The organism is Streptomyces sp. NPDC018263 (genome assembly GCF_055562575.1).
The window spans coordinates 530,102-544,266 of sequence record NZ_JBVHFA010000002.1; the positions used below are offsets into that span (position 1 = coordinate 530,102).

Annotated in this window: 15 protein-coding genes; 7 read left to right on the top strand and 8 right to left on the bottom strand. The window is 70.3% G+C overall.

The window, feature by feature from the left end; genetic code table 11:
• Positions 1-7: 7 nt before the first annotated feature.
• Both ACZ3HQ_RS07310 and ACZ3HQ_RS07315 read right to left on the bottom strand, forming a co-directional pair.
• A complete protein-coding gene (locus tag ACZ3HQ_RS07310; protein ID WP_467508726.1) occupies positions 8-568 on the bottom strand; it encodes a hypothetical protein in 561 nt (186 codons plus the stop codon).
• A gap of 264 nt (positions 569-832) precedes the next feature.
• Entirely contained in the window at positions 833-1,237 is a 405-nt protein-coding gene (locus ACZ3HQ_RS07315) for a hypothetical protein (protein WP_467508727.1), read from the bottom strand.
• Between the two features lie 373 nt (positions 1,238-1,610).
• Between ACZ3HQ_RS07315 and ACZ3HQ_RS07320 the strand changes: the two genes are divergently transcribed.
• On the top strand, positions 1,611-2,237 hold the full coding sequence (locus ACZ3HQ_RS07320) for an integrase (protein WP_467508728.1): 627 nt from the start codon (positions 1,611-1,613) through the stop codon (positions 2,235-2,237).
• Between the two features lie 861 nt (positions 2,238-3,098).
• Here the strand turns inward: ACZ3HQ_RS07320 and ACZ3HQ_RS07325 are convergent.
• From ACZ3HQ_RS07325 to ACZ3HQ_RS07340, 4 genes are all read right to left on the bottom strand, one after another.
• On the bottom strand, positions 3,099-3,914 hold the full coding sequence (locus tag ACZ3HQ_RS07325; protein ID WP_467508729.1) for a PIG-L deacetylase family protein: 816 nt from the start codon (positions 3,912-3,914) through the stop codon (positions 3,099-3,101).
• Positions 3,915-3,956: 42 nt separating this feature from the next.
• A complete protein-coding gene (locus ACZ3HQ_RS07330; protein ID WP_467508730.1) occupies positions 3,957-4,841 on the bottom strand; it encodes a glycosyltransferase family 2 protein in 885 nt (294 codons plus the stop codon).
• 26 nt (positions 4,842-4,867) lie between these two features.
• Positions 4,868-5,734 (bottom strand): hypothetical protein, encoded by an 867-nt coding sequence (locus ACZ3HQ_RS07335; RefSeq protein WP_467508731.1) that lies wholly within the window; start codon positions 5,732-5,734, stop codon positions 4,868-4,870.
• A gap of 616 nt (positions 5,735-6,350) precedes the next feature.
• The gene (locus ACZ3HQ_RS07340; RefSeq protein WP_467508732.1) at positions 6,351-7,067 is read right to left on the bottom strand and encodes a TetR/AcrR family transcriptional regulator; all 717 of its coding nucleotides are present in this window, start codon (positions 7,065-7,067) and stop codon (positions 6,351-6,353) included.
• 217 nt (positions 7,068-7,284) lie between these two features.
• Here ACZ3HQ_RS07340 and ACZ3HQ_RS07345 point away from each other — a divergent pair, with 217 nt between their 5' ends.
• The 3 genes from ACZ3HQ_RS07345 (at position 7,285) to ACZ3HQ_RS07355 (ending at position 8,857) form a co-directional block, all read left to right on the top strand.
• Complete coding sequence (locus ACZ3HQ_RS07345; protein WP_467508733.1) at positions 7,285-7,803, top strand: DUF6232 family protein; 519 nt, start codon at positions 7,285-7,287, stop codon at positions 7,801-7,803.
• Positions 7,800-8,162 carry a hypothetical protein gene (locus ACZ3HQ_RS07350; RefSeq protein WP_467508734.1) on the top strand — a complete coding sequence of 121 codons (363 nt, stop codon included), beginning with the start codon at positions 7,800-7,802 and terminating at the stop codon, positions 8,160-8,162. The genes ACZ3HQ_RS07345 and ACZ3HQ_RS07350 overlap by 4 nt, the downstream gene beginning before the upstream one ends.
• A 329-nt stretch (positions 8,163-8,491) precedes the next feature.
• Complete coding sequence (locus ACZ3HQ_RS07355; protein ID WP_467508735.1) at positions 8,492-8,857, top strand: hypothetical protein; 366 nt, start codon at positions 8,492-8,494, stop codon at positions 8,855-8,857.
• 289 nt (positions 8,858-9,146) lie between these two features.
• Here the strand turns inward: ACZ3HQ_RS07355 and ACZ3HQ_RS07360 are convergent, their stop codons facing one another.
• Positions 9,147-10,112, bottom strand: coding sequence for a pirin family protein (locus ACZ3HQ_RS07360; protein WP_467508736.1), 966 nt, complete (start codon positions 10,110-10,112; stop codon positions 9,147-9,149).
• A 631-nt stretch (positions 10,113-10,743) separates the two neighbouring features.
• Positions 10,744-11,529, bottom strand: coding sequence for a pyrroline-5-carboxylate reductase family protein (locus ACZ3HQ_RS07365; RefSeq protein WP_467508737.1), 786 nt, complete (start codon positions 11,527-11,529; stop codon positions 10,744-10,746).
• A 114-nt stretch (positions 11,530-11,643) separates the two neighbouring features.
• Here ACZ3HQ_RS07365 and ACZ3HQ_RS07370 point away from each other — a divergent pair, with 114 nt between their 5' ends.
• The 3 genes from ACZ3HQ_RS07370 (at position 11,644) to ACZ3HQ_RS07380 (ending at position 14,164) form a co-directional block, all read left to right on the top strand.
• Complete coding sequence (locus ACZ3HQ_RS07370; protein ID WP_467508738.1) at positions 11,644-12,324, top strand: ABC transporter permease; 681 nt, start codon at positions 11,644-11,646, stop codon at positions 12,322-12,324.
• Positions 12,321-12,992 (top strand): ABC transporter permease, encoded by a 672-nt coding sequence (locus ACZ3HQ_RS07375; protein ID WP_467508739.1) that lies wholly within the window; start codon positions 12,321-12,323, stop codon positions 12,990-12,992. The genes ACZ3HQ_RS07370 and ACZ3HQ_RS07375 overlap by 4 nt, the downstream gene beginning before the upstream one ends.
• Before the next feature lie 260 nt (positions 12,993-13,252).
• A complete protein-coding gene (locus tag ACZ3HQ_RS07380) occupies positions 13,253-14,164 on the top strand; it encodes an ABC transporter substrate-binding protein (protein ID WP_467508740.1) in 912 nt (303 codons plus the stop codon).
• The last annotated feature ends 1 nt before the right edge of the window (position 14,165 follow it).

Below are 14,165 nucleotides of genomic sequence, written 5' to 3' on the forward strand. Positions count from 1 at the left end.
CACGATGTCAGCTTCCGCCCTGCCCTGTACGACCCAGCACGGCCCGGAACCGCTCCCGTCCCGCTGTCACGCTGGCCTCCCAAAGACCAGCGGCGTCGCCGGTCGCCGAGCGGGACTGAAGCCGCTGCTCCTCGGCACTGAAGTCGACACCAGTGAGATTCTGGTCCAGCATCCCCATCGCGGTGAGCGCCGCGTGGCCACAGGCCACCGCAGCACGGGGATCTCCGGTGCCGTGGGCCAACAGGGCATACCGCAAGGCGAGGGCTCCGAAGAAGGCGTAGGTGTCAGCGACATCGGTGATCCCCTCCTCGCTCGGCTGAAGTTCGGGGAACCGCTCCAGCACGCTTACTCGCTCAGCAGCGTCGGCCAGCGGCTGGCCTGTGTGCCAGAGGTCGCGTACCGACCGCACGCAAAAGTCCAGGTCGGCCTCCCGCCCTGGCACCCCCGCCCGCAGCCCTATGAACAACGGCGCCATGCGCTCGGCGCAGGCGGCTACGTACAGACGGATCACCTCGCCGCCGCTGTCGCGCAGTGCCTCCGTGACGGTTCCCTCCACCAGCGTCTGCATGTCCCACCCGCTTCTTTCGTCAGCCTGTAGTGGCTGGCTTCGATCGCGCGTTCGCCAAGGCGCGTCCGACCCCTCCAACCTGGGCATCGTCGCAAACCACTGTCCTGTGCTGAGCATGCCCCCGGGCCAACTACGGCGCTCAGCAGGTGCACCAGCGCGAACCAGGTCGTTGAGAGCAGCCGGACACGTCAGTCTGCGGGACGTTTCCGAGGGTTTGACCGGCCCTCGCAAAGCGGAGCTCCGGTGGCTTCAGCGGCAGCGCTCTTACTTCCGCTTGCGTGCCCGCTTCGGCTTCCGCTCAACGATCATCGTCTGAGGCGCGGCAGGCGCCTCGTCCTCAGAAGCCGGCTCAAAGCGACCCGGGATGCTCCTGCGCATCGCCTCGACATACGGCGGAAGCTCGAAGGTCCGCTCGTTTGCGATGGACTGGGCAGGTTCTTGCGCAATAATCCGCCCGGTCGCGTGGAGTACATCCGGATTGTAGGAGCCGCTTCGCTGGATGTCCGGCCCAGAGATCTCGTTGCCGTCGGGTGCCGCCGGGGCTGGCAGAAGGGTGACGTGCATCCAGGGCGCGGCGCTCTCGCGGTAGGAGTGGCCGAGAGGTTCGATGCCACTCTGGTCGGTGAGGCTGAGGCCGGTCACCGTGATCGTGCTGGAGCCGTCGGCCACGGACACCAGGTGGGTACCGCAGTCGAGGCAGAACCCGCGGCGGAGGGTCGGGCCTACGGTCCGGAAGAGACCTGAGGAACTTCGTCCTGCCTGAGTTAGGCCAGTTGCTGATCTTGCGGCACACCGGCATCCGAATCGAGGAACTCCTTGAGCTGGGGCATCACAGCATCGTCAGCTACAGGCCCCCCACCGCCGGGCAGACCGTTCCGCTCTTGCAGATCGCCCCGTCGAAGACGGACCAAGAGCGACTTGTCTTGGTCACGCCGGAACTGGCGGACGTGTTGAGTACGGTCGTCTCTCGAGTCCGAGGCTCGGGCGGGCGAGTACCTGTTCTCGTAGCTATGACCACTACGAACGGGTCTGGAACCCGCCGATGCCGCTCCTGTTCCAGGATCGCTCTGGTGGCTACCTGCGTCCGCTGTCACGAGCGACGATCCGTCGGGAACTCGGCGTCACCATGTTGGCCTCAGGTTTGACGGACAGGGTGGCTGACCCTCTCGTCTTTCAGCCCCACGACTTCCGGCGGATCTTCATCACGGACTCCCTCCTCAACGGCCTGCCACCTCACATCGCTCAGGTCATCGTTGGTCACGACCACACCGGAACGACGCTGGGATATGCCGCGATCTACCCCACTGATGCCATCGAGGCACATCGAGCGTTCATCGCCCGGCGCCGGGCTCTGCGGCCTGCCGATGAATACCGCACCGTCACTCCTGAGGAATGGGGAGAGTTTCTCGGGCACTTTGAGCGCCGCAAGCTCGCCCTGGGCGACTGCGGCCGCGCATACAGAACTGACTGTGCTCACGAACACGCTTGTGTCCGATGCCCCGCGCTGATCGTCCACGCGACAGAACGTCCCCGGCTTGTCGAAATCCGCGACAACCTCCTCACACGCATCGTGGAAGCCGAAAGGGAAGGCTGGCTCGGCGAGATCGAAGGGCTGCCGAGCAGCCTGACCCACGCCGAGGGGAAGCTAGCCCAACTCGAGGGGGCGTAGCTAAACCCTTCTCCAGCACGGCCCAGCATGTTCACAGCACCTCCTGAGGCGAAGAGCCTACAGAGAAGTCCTTGGGCGTAGTTCAGCCAGTCGACAGGCCGGCCTGACATGGAGCGGTACTCGTCTCTCCCATAGTTCAGAGAAGGTAGGTCGCGTACCACTTCGGCTCGCCACCGGGCCCGGTCCAGATCAGGGAGTTGAGGGGAAAGCCCACCCACAGCACCGCGAGCCCGCCGGAAATCCGGAACTCATGGGCACAAGAACACAAATGCGGATCATCCGGGAGACCGGTGACATCCGGCCGCACTGGCAGTGCCCTGTTCGCACCGGCGCCGGAGCAGCAAGTGTGGCAGGCAGAGAGCGAGCGGGCACGGGTTGGATGCCGAGGGCGGGTGATGTGGCGTTCATGCGAGTCCTCGTTTCGGGACTGGCCGGGGCAGGCTACAGGGTAGTGAGATCGGTAGCCTCCGGCAGTTCGGTGAGGGCTTGCCGCCCGGCCGAGCCGGGCTCGGGCGTGGGTGGACGGCGGAGAGCTAGTCGGTGGCCGGAGGCGAGGCCCCCAGTCGAGAGCTCCATGGCCTGCTCGGGTGGCCAGGACACGGATGTAGGTGCCGCCGGTGGCCGGATCGACGGGAAGCGGGCTGAGACGGGGGAGGGGCGCTGCTCAGCGGAGACGTACGGCTTGTCGGGGTCGGAGAGGTGACCGAGGAGCAGCGGTTCGCCGAGCTCCGCCTCCGAGCAAGAGGCAGACCGGGCGGTAGTCGACGCACTGGATCAGGACCAAGGCCCCGTACTCGTCGTCGCTCATCTGCGTGCTGGTTGGCGGGTCAGGGGAGGGCGTGCTGGTCATTTTGCCTTCGATCATGCGGACGGAACCGTGCCGTTTGGAGGTGGGCCGGTCAGGCGACGAGCCTGTGCCGGTTCGCCCGGGGTGGGGCCGACGGACAGCCGGGTGAAGTGTTCGGTGCTGATGATCTCGTTGCGCTCCGGTTCGGGCAGGCGGGCGAGCAGGCCGGGCAGGGGCCGTGGGCGCGCCGCCTCGCTCCGGTGGGCGCAGATCGCGGCCCACTTCACCGCGGCCCACGGTGAGACGTCGACGGTCGTGGTCACGTACGCCTCCGGCACCGCGAGGAGCGTCTTCCCGACGCTCTGCAGGAGCGGGCCGAGCCGGCCCATACCGGATTGTGAGTGCGTTGCCGCGTACAGGGCTGCCGGTTGCCAGGGTTCGCCGGCATCGGGATACAGGTGCGGCAGGCCGGCGGCCTCGACGGCGAGGAGGGTGATCTGGTGGGCGCGCCGGTGGTCCGGGTGCCCGGTGAGTTGGCCCAGGGCGTCGTGTCCGACGACGATGTCGGGCCGGAACTGGCGGATGTGTGCGACCAGGCGGCCGACGGCTTCGTCGAGGGGCGCGTCAACGAGGCGCACGGTGCCGTCGGGTGCCGAGGCGGGGTTACGGGCATCGGCGTAGCCGAGCAGCCGCGGGGCCCCGGCGCCCAAGACGATCAGGGCGTCGGCAAGTTGGGGGGCTCGGTGGCTCATCGGGGCCCAGGTCGCGGTGACGACGCAGGTGCGCGCGTCGGCGGCGTGGTGCTGTGCGAGCACACCGCCGGCCAGCAGGCTCTCATCGTCGGGGTGAGCGAACACTCCCATCAGCGAGGGCATCGGTGGCTGGCTCATGGCGAAGTGGACTCCTCAGGGTGGGCTGACGGGGCAAGGAGGTCAGATGATCGGCGGCCGTCCGGCGGCGGTGAGCCGGTAGATGGTGCGCCAGCTCATCGGACGCCGCCGTTGCGTGCGCCGGCTCGTCCATCCTTCGTAGATGCCGCGCAGCGTCAGGCGCAGTCCGCCGCCGCGCACGGCTCGGGCCAGGGTGATTGTGGTCCAGGCGCTCAGGTAGAGGGGGAGGAGCGGGGCGGGGAGGTTGCGGTGGGCGATCCAGATCCGGTTGCGGGCGGCGAGCCGGTGGTACAGCGCGTGGCGGGCAGGTTCGGTGAGGGGGTGGTGCATGCGGATCGAGGCCGCGTACCAGCCGCTCCATCCCGCCTCATACAGCCGCCAGGCCAGGTCGAACCCCTCGTGATACAAGAAGAGTTGCTCTTCCCACCCGCCTACCGCGTCGAAGGCGCGGCGCCGGACCAGGACGACACCTTCGGCCATCGAAGCGACCTTCCCCGGCCGTCCCGGGTTCGAGGCGCGCAGCCGGGGGACCCAACGGCGCGGCGTGGTCGAATCGTCCGGGCCGGTCAGCCGGGGCTGCACCCAGGCGGCCTCGGGATGTTGCTCGGCCTCGGCGACGAGCCGGGCAAGGATGTCGCGGCGGGGGAAGCTGGCGTCGTTGTCGAGGAAGTACAGCCACTCGGCCGGATCGCCCGCCTCGTGCAGCGCGTCGGCGCCGGCGTTGCGACCACCGGGGATGCCGATGTTCTCGGGCAGGTACACGGTGAGCGCACCGGGTGGCACGACCTCGGGCTTGCAGCCGTTGCCGACCACCACCACCCGCGCGTCGACGCCGCTCTGGGCAAGAAGTGTCGCCTGCGCTGCGGCTTCCTCCGCAGGGCGGTCGTTCATAGTCAGAACGACGACGTCGACACGTGGGCGGGACATGGATTCCTCCAGGCCGTCGGGGCCCGTCAGGGCGTGGGGACGGGGATGTTGGTGAGGTGCTCGGCCTGGTGGGCGACGAGCGGGGCGAGGCGAGGGTGGACGCCCCGGGAGCACGCCTGGAGAAGCTGCCCGAGGGCGATGAGCTCCCCGGTCCGGCCGGCGTCCGTGTCCAGAACGTGGCCGAACTCGCGCCGGATCCGGGCGGCGGTCGTCGGCGCGGCCAGCGAGTACGCGTGAAGCAGCCCCAGGTCGTAGCCCACGGGCAGCCGCCCCCAGTTCTCCCAGTCCAACAGGACCAGGGGCGCACATGTCAGGTTCGCCCAGTGCAGATCGGCATGCCCGGTCGTCGTCTCACGGATCCGGACGGGGGCGATGCCGAGGAAGCGGCGGAAGTTCCGGTCGACCCAGCTCTGCCGCACCGACTCCCGGTCGGTGGGCACCGTCGCGAGCGTCCCGAGCGCGGACTTCAGCTCCGCCCACCACGAGTCGGGCAGTGGGATGTCCTGGTCGAGAGCCGGAGTGCCGCTGGCGACCGGCGGGACGGACACGAATTCGGTGAGCTCCGCCCGGTAGGCGACGTCCGGCAAAGTCCAGTCGAGCACGCCGTGAAGCCGCGGCCGCGGTACCGAACGGGGCACAAGCGTGTCAGCGGTCGCCGTCCCCTCCCACAGCCTTCCGCCCGCCTTACCGGCCTCGGCGGAGACGATGCGCAGCCAGCAGTCCCCGGCCCGTCGCCCCAGGGTGCGGCCCTGCCACCCCCACACCTCCGGCCCCGACGCAACCACCTCAAACTGCTTCGCGGCGGCCGCGTGCGCGCGACGCATCCGGTCCCGCTCGTCACGCTCCACCGGAGCGACGAACACCGCCTCCCGCCCGGCCCGTTCCACCGTCATACCTCCTCCGCAACGACGTCGGCCACAGGACGCTCAACGGGCCTGGGCAGCACCACGTCACGCCCCGGCCACCGGAACACCAGGCGGCAGTTGACCTTGTCCATGACGTCGCCGGGGCGCAGCGCAACGTCGGGCGTGCCGGCCGCGTGGACCATCAGGACGGGATCGGCGTGCTGGTCGTTGGCTTCGGCGCGGATGTGGCGGTCCAGGCCAGGACCGTGGCCACCAGCCGCTCGGCGAGCGCGGGCCCCTGCCCGCTGAACGCGCGCACCCTCCACTCCCACTCCGTGTCTTCCCGGAGGTCGCTGTCCTTGGTCTGTTCCCTGGTGTTCGGTGCTCCTGGGCGGACGGGGGGCGTCGGCTACGCGGCTCGGTTGTCACGGGGGCCCGCGTGGAGGTCATGGACTTCGCCGCAGCCGAGGCCGAGAAGCGGGCTGCCGGTGTCTCGGCTGGCATGGTCTGTTGGGTCTATGCCTTGGAAGGGGGCGACGACGCGCTCGGCTTCGGTGACCAAGCGGGTGGCTGTCTTGTCGGGGTGACCGAGAGCCTTCGCGGTGACGTGGGCCCGGGCTCGGAGGACGAGCTGTCGGAGAGCTGTGGTGGGGAGCTGACCCGCTCATCCCTGTCCGGGGGCTCGCTGCAGGCCGAGCATGGCGAGCAACTCGTCCATCATGTGGTTGAAGAGTGTGACGAAGTCGTCGAAGGCCGTGGCCATGTGGCCGTACACCGCCATGCACGTCAGACCGTAGATCTGCCGCCAGCACGTGATCATTGTGAGTACGACGCCGAGCGGGAATTTCTCGCTGGCTCCCATGAGCTCGCGGTACGCCGTCAGGTTCAGCAGCAGCGAGGGGGCGAGTTCGTCGTCCCTCGGACAGGCAAGGCCAGTCCGGTTCACCAGCTCCGTGAACAGGGAGACGTAGAGCTGGCCCAGTTCGTGCACGAACACGGGGTCGAAGGCCTGTGCCGAAGAGACCAGGCGGGCGTAGCCGGAGCCCATCAGCAGGTCGAACTCGGCAGGGTGCGCGATCGAGTAGTCGAAGAACGCCCGGGTGGCGGCGTACAGGCAGGCGCCGAGGTCCTGGAGGTCCTCGCGTGCGACGGCGTCAGCGACGACGGCCACGCATTCCGCCGTCACGTCTTCGTACACGGCGAGAGCGAGCCCCTTGCGGCCGTCGAAGTACCGGTACAGGGCGGGCGGGGTGACGCCTACGGCGCGGGCCACGGCCGACAAGCTCAGTCCTTCCACGCCGTCGATAGCGATCTGCCTGCGCGCTTCCTTCTTCACGTCACGTGCCAGCTCGGCTCTCAGCCGCTCACGCCGTACCGTCAACTTCGCGCTCCTGCCTCACACCTGCGCCGTACATGGCTTGCCCTGACGTCATGTCAGGTGGTTAATGGTATTCACTCAGTTTCTGTGCTTCACCGACGGGGGACACATGCAAACAGACCAACCTCCCGAGCGCCCCGCTCACGCACCGGCTGTGCCCGCCCAGCCGTCCGCGCCGCCTCCGCTCGTACCCCTGTCGGGGATTGAGCTGGAACTGCGGGTGAGTAAGCGGCTGCTGTGGATCGGCACGGCCGCTTATCCGCTGCACAACATCACGCGCGTACGTACCTCGCTGCTGCAGCCCCGGCGAGGCGATGCGGCGATGCGGTGGATCAAGCACACGGCGGCAGCCGTGGTCGCCGCCTCCCTCACCACCCTCCCCGCCCTGCCCCTGCTGATCGCTTCGAGGGGAGAGGCGGGTGGCGACTACCTCGGGTACGTGTGGCTCTTGGCCTTCGCCGCTGCGGCGTATTTCTTCGTCGAGGCGATGATGGTCTGGACTGCGTCGCCCCAGTACGTCTTGGCCATCGAGACCAGCAGTGCGTCGGCCGCGGTCGTGACGAGCCGGAGCCCGCAGTACCTGGACCAGCTCGTCGGGCAGATCTCCTACGCCATCGAGCACCCCGACACGGAGTTCCAGGTCATGGTGGAACGGCTGACGGTCTCGCCGACCAACTACCACTTCGGCGACAAGGTGAACATGTACGGCGGGAGCGGAAACGTGGGGATCGCGGTATGACCGGCAACAGCTACCACTACGGCGACAGCGTCAACATCCACGGCGGCCGGGGCCATCAGGGCATCGTCAAGACGCAGATCGGCAGCGACACATCCGGCCGGGTGGACCCCGTTGTCCTCGCGGCCCTCGCCGAACTGCATGCGCAGATCGTAGAGTTGCGCGCCCAGCCCCAGGTACCGCGGGCAAGCGCGGCGATCCTGGACGAGTACCTGCCTGCCCTCAGTGACACCACCACCGTCCCGCCGCAGGAGCGGCATCGGGCGCTTGTGGCCATCGCCGGGGTCGCCGCCACCGTGGGGGCGGTGGGGCAGCCGGTCGCGCAGGCCGTGCAGGCACTCATAGGGATGCTCGGCGGGTAGGACGCACGTCCCTGACAGGTGCGATGTGTGATCGATCCTGCCCTGCAGGCGCGCCCGAGGCCGCCTGGAGGCCGAACGGGGCCCCGGTGGGGTGCCCGCATCAGCCCCTCGCACCTCCACGCCGATCCCGCTCCGCCGGCGGAGCGGGCCCGCCGCCACCCCTGCCGGTGCGAGACGGCGCCGCAGGCGGTCCGGGACGGTCGCCCGCGGTCATCAGTGACAGCTACGCACACTTTCCGGCCGGCTGCGGGCCACACCGCTGCGCATGTGCGCACCCCCGGCTCGCCGATCCCACATTTCACCCGCTTTCGTTGAGAGGAACTCCAGCCGTGCCCGCACTCGCGAAACGCCTCACCTCAACCTTGTCGGTGGCCGTCTTGGCGGCTGCCCTGACCATCAGCACCGCCGGCCCCGCAAGCGCCCATACCTGTCCTTCCGCGCAGTCCCCCGTCGCCCGTGGAGGAAAGGCCAGTTGGCACCTCACCTGCACCAGCCGGGGCCTGAAGATCTACGGATGGGTGGAGGACACCCTTCCGGACAGCCGCTGCGCCACCGTCACTGCCAGCTCCGAGGACGGGCCCGGCAGGATCGACATGTGGCAAGCCTGCGGATACGGGGTCCGCACGAACTTCGACACTCTCTTCCCCGGCAGCCGGAAAGCCGAGGTGATCCTGCGCATCATCGACACCGACTAACGCCGACAACCCCAACGAGCCGCCCCCAGGCCGGGCGGAGGCGGGGTGTTGGTCGCGGACACCCAGTGGTGCGGTGCCCCTCCGGATGACCCGGTCCGGCTGCCGGCACCTACTTCGTCTTCTTCATCGACTGCTCGACCCGCTGCCGCTCTAGTACTGCTTCCTGCTGTCTCCGGCCCTGTCCGGCGCGGGCCCCGCCTTGCTTTCCGGCAGATGTGTCATGCAATGGTGTTGCTCATGCAGGCACAGTGAGCCGGGCGGGGTGTGCTTCAGCTTGAGAAGACCCAGCTCAGCGCACTCGTCCTCGTGCTTTCAGTGGCACAGAAGGTAGTTGGGGCGCGGGAAGCCGGTCCCCGTCGTATCCCTTCACCTCTCCGAATCGCGAACCCTCCATCCAGTCCTCCCGCGCCCGACTGATGTCGTCCTGCGTACGCCCGACGAAGTTCCACCACATGATCAGCTCCTCCGCGAACGGCTCGCCGCCCAGCAGCATGATCGAGGCGTCGGTGTCCGCGTGGAGGGGGAGGGACGTGCGGCCGCAGCCGAGGTAGAGCATGGAGCCCGGGGTGACGGGGACGCCGTCCACGTGGACCGAGCCGGACATGGAGAGGACGCCGTACTCGAAGTCGGGGTCGAGGGGGAGGCGGGTTCGGGCGCCCTCGGTGAGGGTGAGGTCGGCGCCGGTCAGAGGGGTGTAGGTGGTGCCGGGGGACGTCGTGCCGTCCAGGGTGCCCAGGATCACCGTGGCCGTCAGGCCGGGGGCCGTCACCGTCGGCAGCTCCGCGTGGTACTCGAAGTGCGGGTCGGTGTGGCGGTGTTCGTCCGGGAGGGCCACCCACAACTGGGCTCCGTGCAGGTAGCGGGCGTGGGGCTTCGGACTCTCCTCGGAGTGGCTGATCGCCCGGCCCGCCGTCATCAGCCCCAGCTCGCGCGGCCGGATCGTCTGGAGACTGCCCGTGGAGTCCCGGTGCAGCACCTCGCCCTCGTGCAGCCAGCTCACCGTCTGCAGGCCGATGTGCGGGTGCGGGGGCACCTGCATGCCGGGCTCGTCCGCGATGTCGTCCGGGCCGTAGTGATCCACGAACGCCCATGCGCCGATCATCCGACGCCCCAGGTTCGGCAGCAGCCGGCGGACCTCCGTGGACTCCCCGAGCTTCACCGTACGGGGGCTCAGCAGTTCACGGACCGGCTCGGCGACGACAAACCCACGGCCACCGCATGCGCGCGGCTCCGGCGCGAGGTCAAGGTTGCTCATACGGCCAACCTAGCGCTCCGCTCACCCGGTGGCGGGACCGAGCCCCTCACCCGCCCGTCAGCCGTGGCTTCCGGCGCCGGCCGGGGGAGTCCCTCACCTGGCCAAGGCCGCCGCCCTGTCGGCCGCGTGGCGCGGGCCGAGTTCTCAGCCGCACCGGCGCCCCGGCCCTCTCGGTCATGGCCCGCAGGACCGCCGGGGGGCGAGTCCCTCACCCGGCCGGTGCCTCGGCGCGGGCCGCCCGAACCGATTCCCTCGCCCGGCCAAGTGCCTCGGCTGCGCGGCACCCCAAATACCCCGCGCCGCCAGCACCTGGCCCTCCCGGCCGTGGCTTGCGGGGTCGACGGAGTCGATCCTTCGCCCGGCCAGGTTCCCCAGGCCGGGGGTTGCCCGAACGGATTCCCCCGCCCCGTCAAGTCCCTCGGCCGCAGGCGCCCGAGCCGGGTTCGCTCGACCCTGCCCGTTCCCGCACCCCTCGGCCGTGGCTCCCGGCGTCGGTCGAACCAGGCCCTTCACGCTGCGCGTTCCCGTGCCCGTCGGCCGTGGCTCCCGGCGTCGGTCGAGCCAGGCCCTTCACGCTGCGCGTTCCCGCACCCCTCGGCCGTGGCTCCCGGCGCCGGTCGAATCAAGCCCCTCACCCCGCCAGTTCCCCCGCCCTCTCCGCCGTAGCCTCCAGTGCCGCTCGGACCGATTCGCCCACCCGGTGTTCCCGCAGGGTGGCGATGCCCTCGGCTGTCGTGCCGTTCGGGGTGCTGGCCTGTCGGTACACGGATTCCGGGGTCACGTCCGGCTGGGAGAGGACGTCTGCCGTGCCCCGGAGGACCTGGGTGGTCAGGAGGAGGGCGTCGTCGGGGGTGAAGCCCGCCGCTCGGGCGAAGTCCGTGAAGGAGCGGGAGAGGTAGGCGACCAGGGCCGGGCCGCTGCCCGCGACGGCGGTCGCCGCGTCGAGGAGGGACTCGTCCTGGACCACGAGGACCTTGCCGATCACCGACAGCGCGCCCTTCGCCCGCTCCACACTGCGGGCGGGGACCTGGTCGCCGGGGCAGAGGACCGTCATGCTCTGGCCCACCCGCGAGGCGAGGTTCGGCATCGCGCGGAGGACCGTGCCCGTGCCCAGGGCCGACGCGAGGGTCTCCAGGCGTACGCCCGCCATGATCGAGACGACGGTCGCCTCCGCGCACGCGCCGGGCGGAAGGCCCTCCGCGAAGGAGTCGAACGCCTGGGGCGGGATGGCGAGGACGAGGAGGTCGTCCGGGCGTGGCTCGTACGCGGCGGCCACCTTCGCGCGGCTGTCCAGGGAGGCCCGGCGGTCCGCCGAGGGTTCCACGATGACCACCTCGGCCTGCGGCATCCCGTCCAGCAGGCCCCGTACGATGACCGACCCCATGTGGCCGGCACCGACGACGACGATCCGTTCCACAGCCGCCACACTCCTCGCTTCGGATGCCAGAAGTGATACCAAAGGGGGCGTTCCGGCCCCCGTACGGGCCACCACAACGCGCCGACCCGCTGCCCCGGCCGGTGCAATGGACGGGTGACCGCCGCCCCGGACGACTGCCTCGCGCGCAACGAGTGGATCTGCGGTGACTATCTGAGCACCCGCCGCCAGATCCTCCTCGACGCGGTCGGCCAGCACCTGGAGCTGACCGCGCTGTCCGTGCTGATCGGGCTCGCCATCGCGGTGCCGCTCGCCGTGCTCGCCCGCCGCTGGGGATGGGCCGCCGGGCCGGTGCTCGCCGTCACCACCGTGCTCTACACCATCCCGTCCCTGGCGATGTTCTCCCTGCTGCTCCCCGTGTACGGGCTGTCGGCCACCCTCGTCGTCGCCGGGCTGGTGCTGTACTCCCTCACCCTGCTCGTGCGGAACATCCTCGCCGGGCTGCGCGCCGTGCCGGAGGAGACCCGGCAGGCCGCGCGCGGGCTCGGCTTCGGGCCCGTACGGCTGCTGCTCACCGTGGAGCTGCCGCTCGCGCTGCCCGCCGCGATGGCCGGGCTGCGCATCGCCACCGTCTCGGCGGTCTCCCTGGTCACCATCGGCGCGATCGTCGGCTTCGGCGGGCTCGGCAATCTGATCTACGCGGGCATGAACACCTACTTCAAGGCCCAGGTCCTCACCGCGTCCGCGCTGTGCGTGCTCATCGCCGTCGCCGCCGACCTCCTCCTGCTGGGCGTGCAGTGGCTGCTCACCCCGTGGGCGAGGAAGGGCCGTACATGAACGTGCTCGGTTCCACCTGGGACTGGCTCGCCGACCCCGCCCACTGGTCCGGCGACGACGGTGTCTGGCACCGGCTGCTGCAACACCTGCTGCTCACCGTGGTCTGCCTGCTCGTCAGTTGCCTGATCGCACTGCCCGTCGCGCTCGTCCTCGGGCACCTCGGCAAGGGCGGTGCGCTGGCCGTCAACATCTCCAACGTCGGCCGGGCCGTGCCCACCTTCGCCGTGCTGGTGCTGCTCCTGCTGACCCCGGTGGGCAAGTGGGGGGAGGGGCCCACCGTCGTCGCCCTGGTGCTGTTCGCCGTGCCGCCGCTGCTCACCAACGCCTACGTCGGTATGCGCGAGGTCGACCGGGGTGTGGTGCAGGCCGCGCGCGGCATGGGGATGACCGGGCGGCAGACGCTGGTCCGGGTCGAGGTGCCGCTCGCGCTGCCGATGATCCTCACCGGGGTACGGATCGCCGCCGTCCAGCTCGTCGCCACCGCCACCATCGCCGCGCTCGCGGGGGGCGGCGGCCTCGGCCGGATCATCACCGCGGGGTTCAACCTGGCCAGCACCCCGCAGGTGGTCGCGGGCGCCATCCTCGTCGCCGCGTTCGCCCTGCTCGTCGAGGGCGTCTTCGAGGTCGTGGAACGGCTCGGCCCCGCCTGGGCGAGGGGCGGCCGATGAAGCCCCGTCCGGGTGAGCGGCCCCCGGCGAAAGCCCGGCCGGGCGACCGGCCCCCGGCGAAGCCCCGGCCGGGTGAGCGGCCTCCGGCGAAGCCCCGGCCGGGTGAGCGGCCTCCGGCGAAGCCCCGGCCGGGTGAGCGGCCCCCGGCGAAAGCCCGGCCGGGCGACCGGCGCCCGGCGAAGCCCCGCCCCGGCGACCGGCGCCCGGCGAAACCCCACCCGGTCGCACCGCGACCGACGAGCGCTGCCCTCGTCGCCGCCATGCTCGCCACCCTCAGCGCCTGCGCCACCGGCCCCTCCCTGGAGAACCAGGACGCCGTCACCGCGCCGCCCGGCGACAGCCACCACCTGGTCATCGGCTCGGCCGGCTTCACCGAGAGCGACCTGCTCGCCCAGCTCTACGCCCAGCTCCTGGACCAGGCGGGGTACCGGACCTCCCTGATCACCGTCGCCAACCGGGAACTGTACGAACCCGCCCTGGAGTCCGGGCAGATCGACGTCGCCCCCGAGTACGCGGCCACCTTCGCCGACTGGCTCAACGCCAAGGCCCACGGCGCCGACGCACCCCCGGCCGGCTCACCCGACCTCGCGAAGACCATGAAGAACCTGCGCGCCCTGGCCACCCCGCGCGGCCTCACCGTCCTCCCGCCGGGCCGGGCCGTCGACCAGAACGCCTTCGCGGTCAGCGCCTCCTACGCCCGCCGCCACCACCTCAAGACCCTCAGCGACCTCGGGGCCTCCGGCCTCAAGGTGCGCCTCGCGGCGGGCGACGAGTGCGTCAAGCGGCCGTACTGCGCGCCCGGCCTGGAGAAGGTGTACGGGATCGACATCACCGCCGTCGATCCCAAGGGCGTCGGCACCACCCCGGCCAAGCAGGCCGTGCAGTCCGGGCGGGACCAGATGGTGCTGACCACCACCACGGACGCCACCCTCGGCTCCTTCGGTCTGGTCCTGCTCGCCGACGACAGTCACCTCCAGAACGCCGACTACATCGTCCCCGTCGTCAACCGCGCCCGCGCCGGCAGCGAGCGGGTCGCCAAGGCGCTCGGCAAGCTCAACGACGTCCTCACCACGAAGGACCTTGCCGACATGAACCAGCAGGTCGACAGTTGGCGCAGGCTGCCCGCCGACGTGGCCCGCACCTATCTGAAGGACAAGGGCCTGGTCAAGTGAC

What these genes read in the sequence shown, in the direction of transcription:
- ACZ3HQ_RS07310 (WP_467508726.1), bottom strand. Translation starts at nt 568, where the DNA reads ATGCAGACGCTGGTGGAGGGAACCGTCACGGAGGCACTGCGCGACAGC.
- ACZ3HQ_RS07320 (WP_467508728.1), top strand. Translation starts at nt 1,611, where the DNA reads ATGCCGCTCCTGTTCCAGGATCGCTCTGGTGGCTACCTGCGTCCGCTG.
- ACZ3HQ_RS07325 (WP_467508729.1), bottom strand. Translation starts at nt 3,914, where the DNA reads ATGAGCCAGCCACCGATGCCCTCGCTGATGGGAGTGTTCGCTCACCCC.
- ACZ3HQ_RS07330 (WP_467508730.1), bottom strand. Translation starts at nt 4,841, where the DNA reads ATGTCCCGCCCACGTGTCGACGTCGTCGTTCTGACTATGAACGACCGC.
- ACZ3HQ_RS07335 (WP_467508731.1), bottom strand. Translation starts at nt 5,734, where the DNA reads ATGACGGTGGAACGGGCCGGGCGGGAGGCGGTGTTCGTCGCTCCGGTG.
- ACZ3HQ_RS07350 (WP_467508734.1), top strand. Translation starts at nt 7,800, where the DNA reads ATGACCGGCAACAGCTACCACTACGGCGACAGCGTCAACATCCACGGC.
- ACZ3HQ_RS07360 (WP_467508736.1), bottom strand. Translation starts at nt 10,112, where the DNA reads ATGAGCAACCTTGACCTCGCGCCGGAGCCGCGCGCATGCGGTGGCCGT.
- ACZ3HQ_RS07375 (WP_467508739.1), top strand. Translation starts at nt 12,321, where the DNA reads ATGAACGTGCTCGGTTCCACCTGGGACTGGCTCGCCGACCCCGCCCAC.
- ACZ3HQ_RS07380 (WP_467508740.1), top strand. Translation starts at nt 13,253, where the DNA reads ATGCTCGCCACCCTCAGCGCCTGCGCCACCGGCCCCTCCCTGGAGAAC.